Consider the following 13128-nt stretch of genomic DNA (forward strand, 5'->3'; position numbering starts at 1 on the left):
GGTGAGAGACCCACCAAACACCAAAGTCAGTGGCCTGGGCGACTTGTTGCGGGGCCCTGGGCCGCTCAGTAGGGGCTGTTTTCGCCGTAAGACGGCTGCACCGGGCGTGTGGCCTTGGGCGCGGCACCGGCGGGCGCCGAGTAGGGCATTTGCCCGCTGCCGTCCTTGGTGCCTTTGCGCCCGGCAATCTGCCACGCCGTGCGCTGGCCAATCAGGCTGGCCAGAAACTCCAGCTCTTCGTCGGTGTGGTTGATGGCGCCCGCAGGCGTCAGCAGGCGGCCATTGCGCGGTGATGTCTCGGCCCAGAACGACTGGTGGTACACCGACTGGCTGACCAGGCTTTCGCTGCCAGCGGCCAGGTCCACCGTGCCATAGCAATTGCAGAAATAGCCCCGCAGGGCCTGCTCGGGGAACACCTCGGCATACACCCCCGTGCCCCGGATGCCTGCGGTGAGGGTAGGCAGGGCCACTTGCCGGTCTGTGCCCTTGCCCCACACGCTGGCCACTGCGCCGGTCAGTAAACGCAGCACCTTGACGGTGGTGGACTCCTCGCTCTTGCCCTCGCCCTCTAGCGAGACGCGCGTGTTTTGCCGCAGCATGAAAGCGCTGCTGCCCACAGCAAATACGGCGGTAGAGCCTGGGCCCGTCTCAATGCGGTCGCCTGTGGCAATGCTGTCGTGTGCCGTCAGCGCCCGGCCATTGCGCAGCACGTCCCCACGCAGCTCAACGATGTTGCTGCGGGACTGGGCCTGCGCTGCCATCCAGCCACCCGTGGTGGCCCATGCAGCGGCGGCTTGCAGCAGACTGCGGCGCTGGTGCCAGCGCAGCTCGTCTTCAGTTCGGCCCAGCAGTTGGGGCGTCGGAGGGTGGTGTGTCATGGGGTGCCTCGTGCAGCAGGCTCTCGGGCGGCTCAAAGCAGTCCCGGAAGATGAAGACAGCGCAAGTCAGGATCATGGTGAGCATCATCATGGAGGCTGCCTTCAGCAGGCTGCCAATGCCCTCGCCACCCAGCCCCAGCAGCAGCGAGATGATGCTGATTGCCAGCGCCCCCAGCACCCCAATGCCCAGCCAGGTGAAGAGGAACACCAGGCAGGCCCCGGCGTTGCGCACGCAGGCCATCAGGCTGAAGAACAAGGCCTTGACGGGCGGGACACCGTGCCAGTGCACCAGGCCCGGCGCATGCCAGAACAGCAGCGACAGGGGCAGTGACAGCAAGGTGGCCAGCCACATGGCTTTCTGAAAGCTGGGGTCCGACGCCATTTGCGCAGTGACCGGCATGCCGTCCATGTAGACCTGCACAAAGCGCCCGCCATCGACCAGCGCCGACAGACCCATGATGCCCAGAAAGCCCAGCGCGTACAGCACGCCCAGCAGCAGCATGTGGCGCAGGTGCTGGCGGCCTTTGCGGAAGGTGACCAGCAGCAGCGCAGGCGTGGGCCGGTGGCCCTGGATGGATTCGCCCGTGGCCACCATCATGGCCAGCGTGACAGAGGGCAGCAGCACCAGCGAGGCAATGCTGCCCAGCACGGGCACGCTGGTCAGCAGCTTCATTGCAACATACGATATGAAAAACAGCGCTGCCAGCGCCATGGGCTGGCGCCGGAACGCTTGCACGCCCAGTTTGACCCAGGTGAAGCCAGTCTTGGCGGGAACGATGTGGAGTTTCATGGGGTGGGTGGTGGTGTGGTCCGGGGCGGGCGGTGTGTGTGCCTGCTAGCCCATCGCGCGCCAGGGGGGAATTTACCCCAGCGCGCTGCAGCCGGTCTGGGCAAAGGGCTATCGCCTGGGGTTGTGCTGGCGTGGGGCCAGAGGTTGGGTGGCACGGGTGGCCCTGCCAACCCACCGTGTGCGCCGGTGCAGATGGCCCCTTGGAACGCTCTGTCGCTCTGGCGTTGCAGGGGCGGGCCGCAAGATGGAACTACGGGACGTCAGGCTTGCACCGGGTGCGCAATGCGCCCCTGCAGCACGCGCTCAAAGTGGGTCGGGTCGTGCGGCTTGAGCATGGACGCCTCGCGCGGCAGGTAAAAGTCCCACAGGCGCGATATCCAAAAGCGCAGCGCCCCGGCGCGCAGCATGGCGGGCAGCAGCTCGCGCTCTGCCGCTGTCAGGGGGCGCACGGACTGGTAGGCGGTGAGCATGGCCGTGGCGCGCTCGGCGTGGTGTGTGCCGGTGGGCAGGTCAATGCACCAGTCGTTCAGGCACACCGCTAGGTCAAACAGCCAGGTGTCCACGCCCGCAAAGTAAAAGTCGAAGAAGCCCGTCAGGGTGTCCTCGGCAAACATCACGTTGTCGCGGAACAGGTCGGCATGCACCGGGCCACGGGGCAGGGCGGCGTAGGTGGACGACGCTGCCACATGGTTCTGGTAGGCCAGCTCTGACTGCAGCAGTGCGGCCTGGGCAGTGTCCAGGTGCGGCAGCACCACGGGCACGGTTTCGTTCCACCAGGGCAGGCCGCGCAGGTTGGGCTGGTGGCGGTCAAAGTCGCGCCCCACCAGGTGCATGCGCGCCAGCATGGCGCCCACGGCGGCGCAGTGCACGGGCTCGGGGGCCAGCTGGCTCTTGCCGCGCAGCTTGCTCACCACCGCCGCAGGCTTGCCCGCCACGGTGTGCAGGATTTCGCCGTACTTGTCACCACGCGGCTCGGGCACGGGGATGCCGCCGTGCGCCAGGTGCTTCATCAGGTGCAGGTAAAACGGCAGTTGCTCGGCCGTCAAGCGCTCAAACAGGGTGAGGACGAACTCGCCTTGCGAGCTGGTCAAAAAATAGTTGGTGTTTTCAATGCCGCCCTCAATGCCGCGCAGTTCCACCAGTTCGCCAATTTGCAATCGGCGCAGCACTTCGCGTGCATCTTTTTTGGAGACTTCGGTAAAAACAGCCATCGTTCAGCTCAGCAGGGGAGAAAGTAAGGGGCGGGGGAGTCACGGGCCCAGCCCGTGCCGGGGCCATGGCCCCCATGCGGGTGCGGGGGCAGGGCGTGCAGTGCGGCGGGCCCTCAAGGCAGGCCCGCGCAGGGGTTCAGAACTTCATCACGTTCCACACACGCGGGGCGGTGTTGGTCTCCGCACCGCTGTTGCTGCCAGCGCGGCTGCGGGCGCCGTCGGGTGACTTCACTTCGTAGGCGGGCATGTCGCTGCCCTTGGGCTGCACGTTGATGCTTTGCGTCTGGCCACCCACACGCACCTCGTCCACGCGGCTGCCGCCGTCTTCCACCCGAATGCGCTCGGTGCGCTGGTTGGTGCGGCCTTCAAGTTGCTCTGGATTTGATAGCTGCTCGCGCTTTTCCGTTGTGCCCTGAGGGGCATTTTGGTTCGTATTTTGGGCCAGCAGGGGGCTGGACGCCAGGCCCAGCAAAAGGAAGAGGTGGAGTGCGCGCATGGGGCCGATTGTAGAGCGCCGTCCAGAGGCAGCCTGCCCGTGCACAATCCGTGCATGACTGACAAAAAGACCCTGGTGCTGGTGGACGGCTCCAGCTACCTCTACCGCGCCTTTCACGCCATGCCCGACCTGCGGGCCGTGCCGGGTGACCCCAGCAGCGCCGCCACGGGCGCCATTCGCGGCATGATCAACATGATGCAGGCGCTGCGCAAAGAGGTGCGCGCCGACTATGCCGTGTGCGTGTTCGACGCCTCGGGCCCCACCTTTCGCGATGCCCTGTACACCGAATACAAGGCCACACGCTCGCCCATGCCCGACGACCTGCGCAGCCAGATCGAGCCCATTCACCAGGTGGTGGACCTGCTGGGCTGGAAGGTGGTAGCCGTGCCCGGCGTGGAGGCCGACGATGTGATCGCCACCTTGGCCAACGCAGCAGCCGCACAGGGCATTGAGGTCATTGTGTCCAGCGGCGACAAAGACTTGAGCCAACTGGTCAACGAGCACATCACCATCATCGACACCATGAGCGGCAAGCGCCGCGATGTGGCGGGTGTGACGGCAGAGTTTGGCGTGCCACCCACGCTGATGGTGGACTACCAGGCCCTGGTGGGTGACACCGTGGACAACGTGCCCGGCGTGACCAAGGTGGGCCCAAAGACGGCCGCCAAGTGGCTGGAGGAATACGGCTCGCTCGACAACCTGATTGCCAACGCCGAAGCCATCAAGGGTGTGGCGGGCAACAACCTGCGCGAGGCGATTGCCAGCGGGCAGCTGGCATTGAGCCGCCAGCTGGTCACCATGAAGACCGATTGCGCGCTGGCCGACTACATCCCCGGTTTGCCCGCGTTTGACGACATCACACTCGACGCACCGGACAACACCGGCTTGCTGCCGTTTTACGAAAAGTACGGCTTCAAGGGCCTGGCCAGTGCGATCAAGGGCGCAGCGGCACCCGCCACCACAGCCCCCACCGTCGCCATGCCCGGCCAAAGCGGTGATCTGTTTGCCGACCACTCTGCCAGCACCGTGGCAGAAGAGGCCCAGCACCGCACCGTGGTGTACGACACCATCCTGAACTGGGCGGACTTTGACCAGTGGCTGGAGCGCCTGCACAAAGCCCCGCTCACCGCAATCGACACCGAGACCGATTCCCTCGACGAAATGCGCGCGCAAATCGTCGGCATCAGTTTCAGCGTGCAGCCCGGCGAAGCCGCGTACATCCCCTTGCGGCACGAAGGGCCCGATGCGCCCGCGCAACTGCCGCTGGATGAAGTGCTCGCCCGCCTCAAGCCCTGGCTCGAAGACGCCAAGCACCCCAAGCTGGGCCAGCACATCAAATACGACCGCCATGTGTTTGCCAACCACGGCATCGAGGTGCAGGGCTACGCGCACGACACCATGCTGCAAAGCTACGTGCTCGAAGTGCACAAGCCCCACAACCTCACCAGCCTGGCCGAGCGCCACACCGGCCGCAAAGGCATCACCTACGAAGACCTGTGCGGCAAAGGCGCGCACCAGATACCGTTTGCGCAAGTGCCGGTGGACAAGGCCGCCGCCTACTCATGTGAAGACTCCGACCAGACCCTGGACGTGCACAACGCCCTGTGGCCGCTGCTGCAGGCGGACGACAAACTGCGCTTTATCTACGAGCTGGAAATCGCCAGCAGCGAAGCCCTGTACCGCATCGAACGCAACGGCGTGCTGATCGACGCCCCCACGCTGGCCGCCCAAAGCCACGAGCTGGGCCAGCGCATCCTGCAGTTGGAGACCGAGGCGTACGAAATTGCAGGCCAGCCCTTCAACCTGAGCAGCCCCAAGCAGCTGGGCGAAATCTTCTTCGACAAGCTGGGCATGCCGGTTGTGAAGAAGACCGCCACCGGTGCCCGCAGCACCGACGAAGAAGTGCTGGAAAAGCTGGCCGAGGACTATCCCCTGCCCGCCAAGCTGCTGGAGCACCGGGGCCTCGTCAAGCTCAAAGGCACCTACACCGACAAGCTCGCCCAACTGGCGCTGCCACGCACAGGCCGCGTGCACACGCACTACGCGCAGGCCGTGGCTGTGACAGGCCGCTTGTCCAGCAATGACCCCAACCTGCAGAACATCCCCATCCGCACCCCCGAAGGCCGCCGCGTGCGCGAGGCCTTTGTGGCCCCCGCAGGCCGGGTGATTGCGAGTGCCGACTATTCCCAGATCGAGCTGCGCATCATGGCCCACCTGAGCGGCGACCACTCGCTGCTGCACGCCTTCCACGCCGGGCTGGACGTGCACCGCGCCACCGCTGCCGAAGTGTTTGGGGTAGAGGTCGATCAGGTCACCAGCGAGCAACGCCGCTACGCCAAGGTCATCAACTTCGGCCTCATCTACGGCATGAGCAGCTTTGGCCTAGCCAAAAATTTAGGCATCGAGACCAAGGCCGCTGCGGCCTACATCGACAAGTACTTTCAGCGCTACCCCGGCGTAAAGCAGTACATGGACGACACCAAGGCCGCCGCCAAATCCATGGGCTATGTCGAAACCGTGTTTGGCCGCCGCCTGTACCTGCCCGAGATCAACTCCCCCAACGGCCCCCGCCGCGCCGGGGCCGAACGCGCCGCCATCAACGCCCCCATGCAGGGCACGGCGGCAGACCTCATCAAGCTGGCCATGGTGGCCGTGCAAAAAGAGCTGGACGCTCACAAGCCGGAGATCCAAATGATCATGCAGGTGCACGACGAACTGGTGTTCGAGCTGCCCGAGAGCGAGGTGGACTGGCTCAAGACCCACATCCCGCGCCTGATGGCGGAAGTGGCGGCGCTGAAGGTGCCGTTATTGGCGGAAGTGGGGGTGGGGGCTAATTGGGATAAGGCGCATTGAGGTTGTGCGGGCGAGCGTGGCAGGTCAATTTATTGAAGTATTTTTGGCCTGTAGCGCTTGTCTTTTAAGCGCTTTCAGCTATCAAATTTGAAGTGTTTGCTTGCGCTGTAACCCTCAAAATCGCCGCGTTCCCTTCGAATTTCCAAATAAACACATCCGCATTTACGACTGTCCAGAAAAGCGGGCTCAGGGGTACCAATGATTTGTGTTGACTGTGTCGCACCGGCTCCACTCAAGAAGTTGTTCCTGGCGCATGGCACCTCAGGTGACTGTGAGTATTGCGGCCGTCATGGGCGCACGATGGATACGAAGCAACTGTTCGCATACGTTTATGACAGAGTGTCGGAGAACGTTGCGGTGAGTGAGGATCTCTCAGACTTCGAACTCGGCATGTTGTACGAATGCGGAGACGATTCCATACCTATCGCTGATGTAGGTGTCGTCCTTGCGGAGTGGTTCGAACTTGGTGATGAGCCATATCTCAAGGAGCTCATGGCTGGTGTTCCACCCGAGCTCAAGACTGACGACGCGGGCCATGAAAGACACTTTTATGGTGATGACGGTACGTTAGAGCAGAACGTGTACGAGGCGCGCTGGGATGGTTTTGTCGAGGGTGTTCGTTACAAGCACCGTTACTTCAATGCTGATGCCACCCAGTTCTTAGATTCCATTTTTTCGGTGTTGGTAGTCGGCGGTGATCAGCTTAAGGTTGAAGTCGTGCGCACTATCTGCCCCGGCGATCTGCTCTTTCGGGCGCGCCGCGCCCAAAGCCAAAAGCAGGCGGAAGAAATCTACAAAGATCCAGCGCGCCAGCTCGGACCTACGCCAAAACATTTGGCCAGTAGCCAGCGGATGACTCCGAATGGCATCTCAGCTCTTTACTGCGCATTGGAGCGAGAGACCTGCCTGAGCGAAATTCGCTCCATTACTGGCGACCATGTGGTCAGTGCAGCATTGACACCCACCGGCGAACTAAAGCTTTTAGATATCACCGCGCTGAGCCGCGTTGAACCCCCGGCGCTCACTTTGCTGGATGAGGGATTTCGAGAGTCACGGCATCGAAAAGTGTTTTTGGATTCGTTGGTAAAAAAGATGTCTCGACCTAAATCTAGCGACGATGAGTTGAGCTATCTATCGACCCAGGTGGTGTTTGAATACTTAAGGACTCGCTTCGGTAAGTACGTGGATGGCATGGTTTTCCCCTCAGTTCAAACTGGCGAGGTTGGAACCAATGTAGTGATGTTCCCAGAAGCAAGTCGGCTCTCCTATACGCCCCCATCTGATCCCGATCCGGCAGACGGACCTGTACAGGTAGCGGTGCCAGCAGAAAACACATTTGGGCCGCCTGCAAAGTTGTCTGTCGTTGCGGGTTCAATGCGGTTTCACCGGGTCACTGCGATTGAGACTAGAGCCAAGGAGTACCTTCATTTTTATCCCCTATTCATGAATGACCTGGATCGAAAGCGCATTGGGCCGTACTTTGAATGAGTGCCTCCTCTGGCAAATGTCAAAGTTATGCAAAGACCAGGGCGGCAGCCTTAATCGTTTAGTTTTTTGTCTTCACAGTGCCCAGAAGGCAGCGTCGGTTAACTCATTCAGCAACCGCTAGCTACCCTGCAAATTTCCATTCTTTTGCTTGGAGTCCACATGTCCGATACCCCCTACACCCCTCCCGCCATCTGGCAATGGAACAAAGAAAACGGCGGCCAGTTCGCCAGCATCAACCGGCCCATTGCCGGGGCTACGCACGACAAAGAGCTGCCCGTGGGCAAGCACCCGCTGCAGCTCTATTCGATGGGCACGCCCAATGGCGTGAAGGTCACGATCATGTTGGAAGAGCTGCTGGCGCTGGGCCACAGCGGGGCGGAGTACGACGCGTGGCTGATCCGCATTGGCGATGGCGACCAGTTTGGCAGCGGGTTTGTGGGCATCAACCCCAACTCCAAAATTCCGGCGCTGCAAGACCGCACCGACCCCGCCAACCCGGTGCGGGTGTTCGAGTCCGGTGCCATCCTGATGTACCTGGCCGAGAAGTTCGGTAGCGCCTTCTTGCCCAAAGAGGGCGCGGCGCGGGCCGAGTGTCTGTCGTGGCTGTTCTGGCAAATGGGCAGTGCGCCGTTTGTGGGCGGCGGGTTTGGGCATTTTTATGCCTACGCGCCGGTCAAGATCGAGTACGCGATTGACCGCTATGCCATGGAGGCCAAGCGCCAGCTGGATGTGCTGAACCAGCGCCTGGCCGTGACGGAGTACGTGGCGGGCAATGAGTACACCGTGGCCGACATGGCAATCTGGCCCTGGTATGGGCTGATGGTGAAGGGCGAGGCCTACGACGCGGGCGAGTTTTTGCAGGTGCACGAATACACCCATGTGTTGCGCTGGGCCGAGCAGGTGGGCCAGCGCCGCGCCGTGCAGCGTGGGCGCATGGTGAACCGGGTTCGTGGTGACTTGGCCAGCCAGTTGCATGAGCGGCACGATGCCAGCGACTTTGAGACGAAGACGCAGGACAAGCTGGCTACGGCCCCCAAGGTTTGATGGTATTGAAGTAAAAATGGCCGCTAGCGCTTGATAAATAAGCGCGAGCAGCTATATTTTTGATAGTGAAATGCACGCAAGGCGCCCTGAATTCCGGGGCGCTTTGTCGTTTATGCCGACCCTTCCAGCCGCGTTTTGTAGAGCTGCAGCACGGTCTGCGCAAAGTTGTCGAGCAGGGCCTGGGCCCACCAGTTGGCGTAGGTGTTGAAGTCGGTGGACACGCGGTAGCTGACGCGCAGGTGCAGTCGGGTGCCGCCTGCCTCGGGGGTGAGGGTGTAGGCAGTGTCGTTGAGGTCAAAGTAGGCGCCGCCAATGGCGACGTGGTCGTCCAGCGCGCCTGCGGGGATGGAGTCCGGCCCGAAGCGGTAGGTCCAGCGCAGGTGGCGGCCGGGTTCCCATTCCTGGATGATTTCGTCAAAGTGCACGCCCTTGGCCCAGCGGCTTTTGCGCACGCGCTGGCTGCCTTCTTGCACCGTCACGGCCTCCACGGGCGGGGGAACGCCAATGCGGTAGGTCCAGGCGGTATCCACTTCATGCGGCTCAATGTTGCGGATGTGGGTGATGCCCTCCCACACCACAGCGGCTGGGGCGTTGATCCACAGGCTGCGCTCTACCTGCCCCATCTGGGCGGGTGCGCCCTGCGGCATGACCAGTGCGGCAACCAGGGGCAGCACAGCAAAGCCATAGGCTGCGTGGCGGGGCCAGCGGGTGAGGCGACACACCAGCCCCATGCACAGCCCGCCCGCCATGCCCATGAAGGTGAACAACGGCACGATGACGATGGCGCAGATCAACCCTTCGATCAACACCAGCATCGAGCCGATGACGACCAGGCAGGTGGCCAGCGCCGGGGCCCAGGCGTAATAAGACCAGCTGCGCCGCTGCTGCCGCTCGGCCAGGTACACCGTGATGGCCCCGGTGGCCAGGGGCGCCAGCCAGATGAAGGCGCCCACCATGGCCGACCAGCGGCTGCTGGGTGCGCCGCTGAACGCCAGGCGCAGCAGCACGCCAAACACCATGCCGCAGACGATGGGGGCGAACTTGCCAAAGGGCAGGCGTGAGGGGTTGTCGGCAGCGTCCCATGGCGAAGGGTCTACAGGCTCGATGGGCTCTGCGGGGGGCTTGGTGGTGCTGTCAGACATGGTTCCTCCCTGGTTGTGTTTGGCTGCTTTGGTTTTTTTGCGTGGTGCCGTGGGCGGCTGGCGTTGCGCTCACCCACCCCACAGCGCGGGCTTGTTCACCATCAGCGCAAAGACCACGGCCATGGCGATGAAGGCGGGGTAACCCAGGCCTTCCCACCAGCGCTGCAGTTGCCTGTATTGCGCGGGCAGCGGGGTGCCTGCGGCGTGGGCGGCTTGGGCCATGCGGGCCATTCGGATCTGGATGGCCACCACGGGCAGCCAGCAGGCACCGGCCAGCAGGTACAGCGCAATCGACAACGCCAGCCACGGCGTGGTGAGCGGCCAGCCCGCCATGTGGGCCATGGCGATGCCGCTGAGCGGCTGCACGATCACGGCGGGGGTGGTAAACCACCAGTCTGCCCGCACCACCAGTCGGCCCACCACGGCCTGCGCGGCCACGCTGCCGCTGCGGTTGGCAAAGAACAGGTAGAACGCCGAGCCCAGGCCCGTGCCCACAAGCAGAACGCTGGAGACGATGTGAAGGGTCTTGAGGATGAGGTAGGTGTTCATGGTGCGGTTTCCTCGGTGCGGGCGGAGCTGGCTCCTAAAACCACCAGGATGGCGGCGATGGGCAGGTTCTTGAGCAGGGAGCCGAGTGGATCGAGCCACAGGTGGGGCAGCAGCACGGTGGCGGTGAGGGTCATCACCCCCATCAGGCCTAGGGCGGCCCATGCGCTGTGGCGGCCTGGCCAGCGCCACAGCGCTATACCCATCAGCAGGTCGGCCGCTGCGCCGCCCCAGATGAGGGCTTGTATCCATGCGTCGTCCGTCAGCCCGGCCTGGCGCAGCAGGGCATCGCCCTGCGTGCGGTGGGTGATGGCGCTGACCACGGCAGTGCCCAGCCACACGGCCACCAGGCTGGTGCGCAGAAGTCTGAGAGATGGGCCGGTGGGGGCGGGCAGTGGGGCTGGGTGGTGTACGGATTGGGTCATGAGGGGGCTCCGGGGTGGAGGGCGTCAGGCGCTGCGGCGGTGGGGGATGGGGCCCAGGCGCGCTCTACCAGCTGGCTGTAGTGCGTGGCGGCGTGGCCCAGCAGGGCTTGCAGTGGCGCTGGGTCGGCTACGTTGTCGGTGGCCAGCATGGCCAGGGTTTCGCTGCACCAGGGAGACACCGGCACCCAGTCGCCCAGCCGGGCCGACAGGCGGGTGAGCGGCGTGGGCAGCCGCAGCGCATGGGCGGGTGGGTGGCCGCGTTGCGCCCGCAGGCTGGCTATCAGCGCGGCCATGGGCAGGGCCTCTGGGCCCACGCAGGGCACCACGCCGCGCACGTGGCTGTGGCTGCCCAGCAGCGCCACCACGGCATCGGCCAGGTCGTGCACGGCCACGGGCTGGACGCGTGCGGTGAGCACCGGCCCAGGCAGCGCCAGCACGGGCAGGCAGGCCAGCCGCATGAACAGGGTGGCGCTGGCGCCCCCATGGCCAAACACCACGCTGGGGCGCAGCACTACGCCGCGCAGGGGGCTGGTGGAATCGTTGGTGGCCGCTGCCAGGCCCAGCAGGTGCTCGTCGGCAGCGCGCTTGGTGCGGGCGTAGCGGGTGGTGCCGGTCTGCACGCCCAGGGCCGATATTTGCACCACATGCCGCACGCCCGCTTGTCGGCAGGCCTCAAACAGCGCCACTGGGGTGTGGTGGTGCACGGCATCGATGGGGCGGGCGTTGGTGTTGCGCAGCACGCCCACGGCGTTGACCACCGCGTCGATGCCCTGCAGGCGCGGCAGCCAGGTGGCGGGGTCGGTGTCGCGGGCAAAGTCCATGGCCACGCCGCCAGCGTGTGGCTGCCGTGGTGAGTTGGGTGAGTGGCCCGTGTGCACCGTGTGCCCGGCCCGGCGCAGCGCGGCGGCAATGGCCTGGCCGATGAAGCCGGTGGCCCCGGTCAGGAGTACCTGCAGGGGGACTGTGTGTGTGAGGGGCGTGGTCATGGCGGGCCTTCTAGGTTTTGGGGCTTAACGCATGCATTGGTCCGTGCATTGCTGGGCCGCTGCCCGCTCTGCGGCACGGCGCAGGGCCTTGCCAAAAAACGTTCGTATCACCCACCCTGGCACGCGGTAGCGGTTGCGCGCCACCACGGGGTACAGCGCGTTCATGCCCGCACGCAGCAGGGGGATGCGGGCGGGGGCCATCACCCAGGCGAGGCCCACGGCGGCATAGGCCACTTCAAAGGCGGCCACGCCGCTCAGCCATTGCCCGCCTGCGGTGCGGGCGTGCATCAGGGTCAGCAGTGTGTCGCGTGTCACGCCCTCGGGGCAGGCAAAGCCGCTGGCCTGCACATCTTCAAACCGCAACTGCCCGGCCTGGTTGCGCAGCATGAGGTTGTGCATCTCGGTGTCGCACAGCGGGCAGGCGCTGTCGTAGTAAAGGGTGAGGGGATAGAGGGCTGTGGTCATGGTCTCGATCCTTTCTGAAATTTCTGTCAAAAGAGAAATGTTGGGGCAAAAAAATTTCACCAAAAATTACGAGGCAGGGGGCGTGCGGTCCGTGCTGCTGGGGGCTGTTGGCGCTGCTGGAGTTGCAGGCGCATCGCCGCCGCGCACAAACTTTTGCACGGTGGCGCCCATGCGCAGCACCTTCTCCAGCGTGTTGGGGGACAGGCGCAGCATCTCGTCCGCCCAGGTGCCCAGCGACTCCATCAGGTGCAGGGTTTCGCGCACGCGGTCCTGGGCGTCGGGGCTCTCTTGGGCAAAGTCGGGCTTGCGCACCAGCTCGCGCAGCATGCGGGTTGTGGGGTCAAACTCGCGCGTCTTGCGCTCGCGCACCACGGTGCGGAACAGCTCCCACACATCGCTGCTGGTTTCGTAATAGTCGCGCCGGTCGCCCAGCACGTGGGTCACGCGGATCAGTTGCCAGTTCAGCAGCTCTTTGAGGCTGTTGCTGACGTTGGAGCGCGCCACCACCAGGGTGTCGGCGATCTCTTCGGCGTTGAGCGGGCGGCCATGGAAGAACAGCAGGGCATGCAACTGGGCCACCGTGCGGTTCACGCCCCAGGCGCTGCCCATTTCGCCCCAGTGGACGACGAATTGCTTGGCGATCGGTGTGAGTTCCATGGGGGGCAGTCTCATGGTTTCTGTAATTTCTGTCAAGAAAGAAATTGCGGGATGTGAAAGTAGCCGTTCAATCCTTGGTGCGGTCCGCATGGATACGGGGGCGCAGCCAGCGCGTTGAAGCACAAATGGCTAATATGGGCCGCCGAC

13 protein-coding genes are annotated in these 13128 nt (G+C 64.0%); 3 read left to right on the forward strand and 10 right to left on the reverse strand.

Annotation, left to right across the window (positions count from 1 at the left end):
- Positions 1–65: 65 nt before the first annotated feature.
- From CLU86_RS01585 to CLU86_RS01600, 4 genes are all read right to left on the reverse strand, one after another.
- Positions 66–878, reverse strand: a complete 813-nt coding sequence (locus tag CLU86_RS01585) for an iron dicitrate transport regulator FecR (protein ID WP_233194727.1) — start codon at positions 876–878, stop codon at positions 66–68.
- Complete coding sequence (locus tag CLU86_RS01590) at positions 835–1668, reverse strand: BPSS1780 family membrane protein (RefSeq protein WP_099740353.1); 834 nt, start codon at positions 1666–1668, stop codon at positions 835–837. Before CLU86_RS01590 ends, CLU86_RS01585 begins: the two co-directional genes overlap by 44 nt.
- Before the next feature lie 260 nt (positions 1669–1928).
- Positions 1929–2879 (reverse strand): homoserine kinase, encoded by a 951-nt coding sequence (locus CLU86_RS01595; RefSeq protein ID WP_099740354.1) that lies wholly within the window; start codon positions 2877–2879, stop codon positions 1929–1931.
- 136 nt (positions 2880–3015) lie between these two features.
- Positions 3016–3375 (reverse strand): hypothetical protein, encoded by a 360-nt coding sequence (locus CLU86_RS01600; protein ID WP_099740355.1) that lies wholly within the window; start codon positions 3373–3375, stop codon positions 3016–3018.
- Between the two features lie 54 nt (positions 3376–3429).
- Between CLU86_RS01600 and polA the strand changes: the two genes are divergently transcribed.
- The 3 genes from polA (at position 3430) to yghU (ending at position 8760) form a co-directional block, all read left to right on the forward strand.
- The gene (polA, locus tag CLU86_RS01605) at positions 3430–6228 is read left to right on the forward strand and encodes a DNA polymerase I (protein ID WP_099740356.1); all 2799 of its coding nucleotides are present in this window, start codon (positions 3430–3432) and stop codon (positions 6226–6228) included.
- A 300-nt stretch (positions 6229–6528) separates the two neighbouring features.
- On the forward strand, positions 6529–7716 hold the full coding sequence (locus tag CLU86_RS01610; RefSeq protein WP_199175075.1) for an RES family NAD+ phosphorylase: 1188 nt from the start codon (positions 6529–6531) through the stop codon (positions 7714–7716).
- A gap of 159 nt (positions 7717–7875) precedes the next feature.
- The gene (gene yghU, locus CLU86_RS01615; RefSeq protein ID WP_099740358.1) at positions 7876–8760 is read left to right on the forward strand and encodes a glutathione-dependent disulfide-bond oxidoreductase; all 885 of its coding nucleotides are present in this window, start codon (positions 7876–7878) and stop codon (positions 8758–8760) included.
- Between the two features lie 110 nt (positions 8761–8870).
- On the opposite strand, the gene CLU86_RS01620 is transcribed toward yghU, so the two are convergent.
- The 6 genes from CLU86_RS01620 to CLU86_RS01645 form a co-directional block, all read right to left on the reverse strand.
- Positions 8871–9902, reverse strand: coding sequence for an SRPBCC family protein (locus tag CLU86_RS01620; protein ID WP_099740359.1), 1032 nt, complete (start codon positions 9900–9902; stop codon positions 8871–8873).
- Between the two features lie 69 nt (positions 9903–9971).
- Complete coding sequence (locus CLU86_RS01625) at positions 9972–10451, reverse strand: DUF2269 domain-containing protein (protein ID WP_099740360.1); 480 nt, start codon at positions 10449–10451, stop codon at positions 9972–9974.
- Positions 10448–10873, reverse strand: coding sequence for a DoxX-like family protein (locus tag CLU86_RS01630; RefSeq protein WP_099740361.1), 426 nt, complete (start codon positions 10871–10873; stop codon positions 10448–10450). Before CLU86_RS01630 ends, CLU86_RS01625 begins: the two co-directional genes overlap by 4 nt.
- Positions 10870–11829 carry an NAD-dependent epimerase/dehydratase family protein gene (locus CLU86_RS01635; protein ID WP_099743213.1) on the reverse strand — a complete coding sequence of 320 codons (960 nt, stop codon included), beginning with the start codon at positions 11827–11829 and terminating at the stop codon, positions 10870–10872. Before CLU86_RS01635 ends, CLU86_RS01630 begins: the two co-directional genes overlap by 4 nt.
- A gap of 54 nt (positions 11830–11883) precedes the next feature.
- Positions 11884–12324, reverse strand: coding sequence for a thiol-disulfide oxidoreductase DCC family protein (locus CLU86_RS01640; protein WP_099740362.1), 441 nt, complete (start codon positions 12322–12324; stop codon positions 11884–11886).
- Positions 12325–12390: 66 nt separating this feature from the next.
- The gene (locus tag CLU86_RS01645) at positions 12391–12981 is read right to left on the reverse strand and encodes a GbsR/MarR family transcriptional regulator (RefSeq protein ID WP_099743214.1); all 591 of its coding nucleotides are present in this window, start codon (positions 12979–12981) and stop codon (positions 12391–12393) included.
- Between the last annotated feature and the right edge of the window lie 147 nt (positions 12982–13128).

Source organism: Acidovorax sp. 62 (assembly GCF_002754495.1).
In the GTDB taxonomy this organism is placed as follows: Bacteria; Pseudomonadota; Gammaproteobacteria; order Burkholderiales; family Burkholderiaceae_C; genus Acidovorax.

What these genes read in the sequence shown, in the direction of transcription:
- CLU86_RS01585 (WP_233194727.1), bottom strand. Translation starts at nt 878, where the DNA reads ATGACACACCACCCTCCGACGCCCCAACTGCTGGGCCGAACTGAAGAC.
- CLU86_RS01590 (WP_099740353.1), bottom strand. Translation starts at nt 1,668, where the DNA reads ATGAAACTCCACATCGTTCCCGCCAAGACTGGCTTCACCTGGGTCAAA.
- CLU86_RS01595 (WP_099740354.1), bottom strand. Translation starts at nt 2,879, where the DNA reads ATGGCTGTTTTTACCGAAGTCTCCAAAAAAGATGCACGCGAAGTGCTG.
- CLU86_RS01600 (WP_099740355.1), bottom strand. Translation starts at nt 3,375, where the DNA reads ATGCGCGCACTCCACCTCTTCCTTTTGCTGGGCCTGGCGTCCAGCCCC.
- polA (WP_099740356.1), top strand. Translation starts at nt 3,430, where the DNA reads ATGACTGACAAAAAGACCCTGGTGCTGGTGGACGGCTCCAGCTACCTC.
- CLU86_RS01610 (WP_199175075.1), top strand. Translation starts at nt 6,529, where the DNA reads ATGGATACGAAGCAACTGTTCGCATACGTTTATGACAGAGTGTCGGAG.
- yghU (WP_099740358.1), top strand. Translation starts at nt 7,876, where the DNA reads ATGTCCGATACCCCCTACACCCCTCCCGCCATCTGGCAATGGAACAAA.
- CLU86_RS01620 (WP_099740359.1), bottom strand. Translation starts at nt 9,902, where the DNA reads ATGTCTGACAGCACCACCAAGCCCCCCGCAGAGCCCATCGAGCCTGTA.
- CLU86_RS01625 (WP_099740360.1), bottom strand. Translation starts at nt 10,451, where the DNA reads ATGAACACCTACCTCATCCTCAAGACCCTTCACATCGTCTCCAGCGTT.
- CLU86_RS01630 (WP_099740361.1), bottom strand. Translation starts at nt 10,873, where the DNA reads ATGACCCAATCCGTACACCACCCAGCCCCACTGCCCGCCCCCACCGGC.
- CLU86_RS01640 (WP_099740362.1), bottom strand. Translation starts at nt 12,324, where the DNA reads ATGACCACAGCCCTCTATCCCCTCACCCTTTACTACGACAGCGCCTGC.
- CLU86_RS01645 (WP_099743214.1), bottom strand. Translation starts at nt 12,981, where the DNA reads ATGGAACTCACACCGATCGCCAAGCAATTCGTCGTCCACTGGGGCGAA.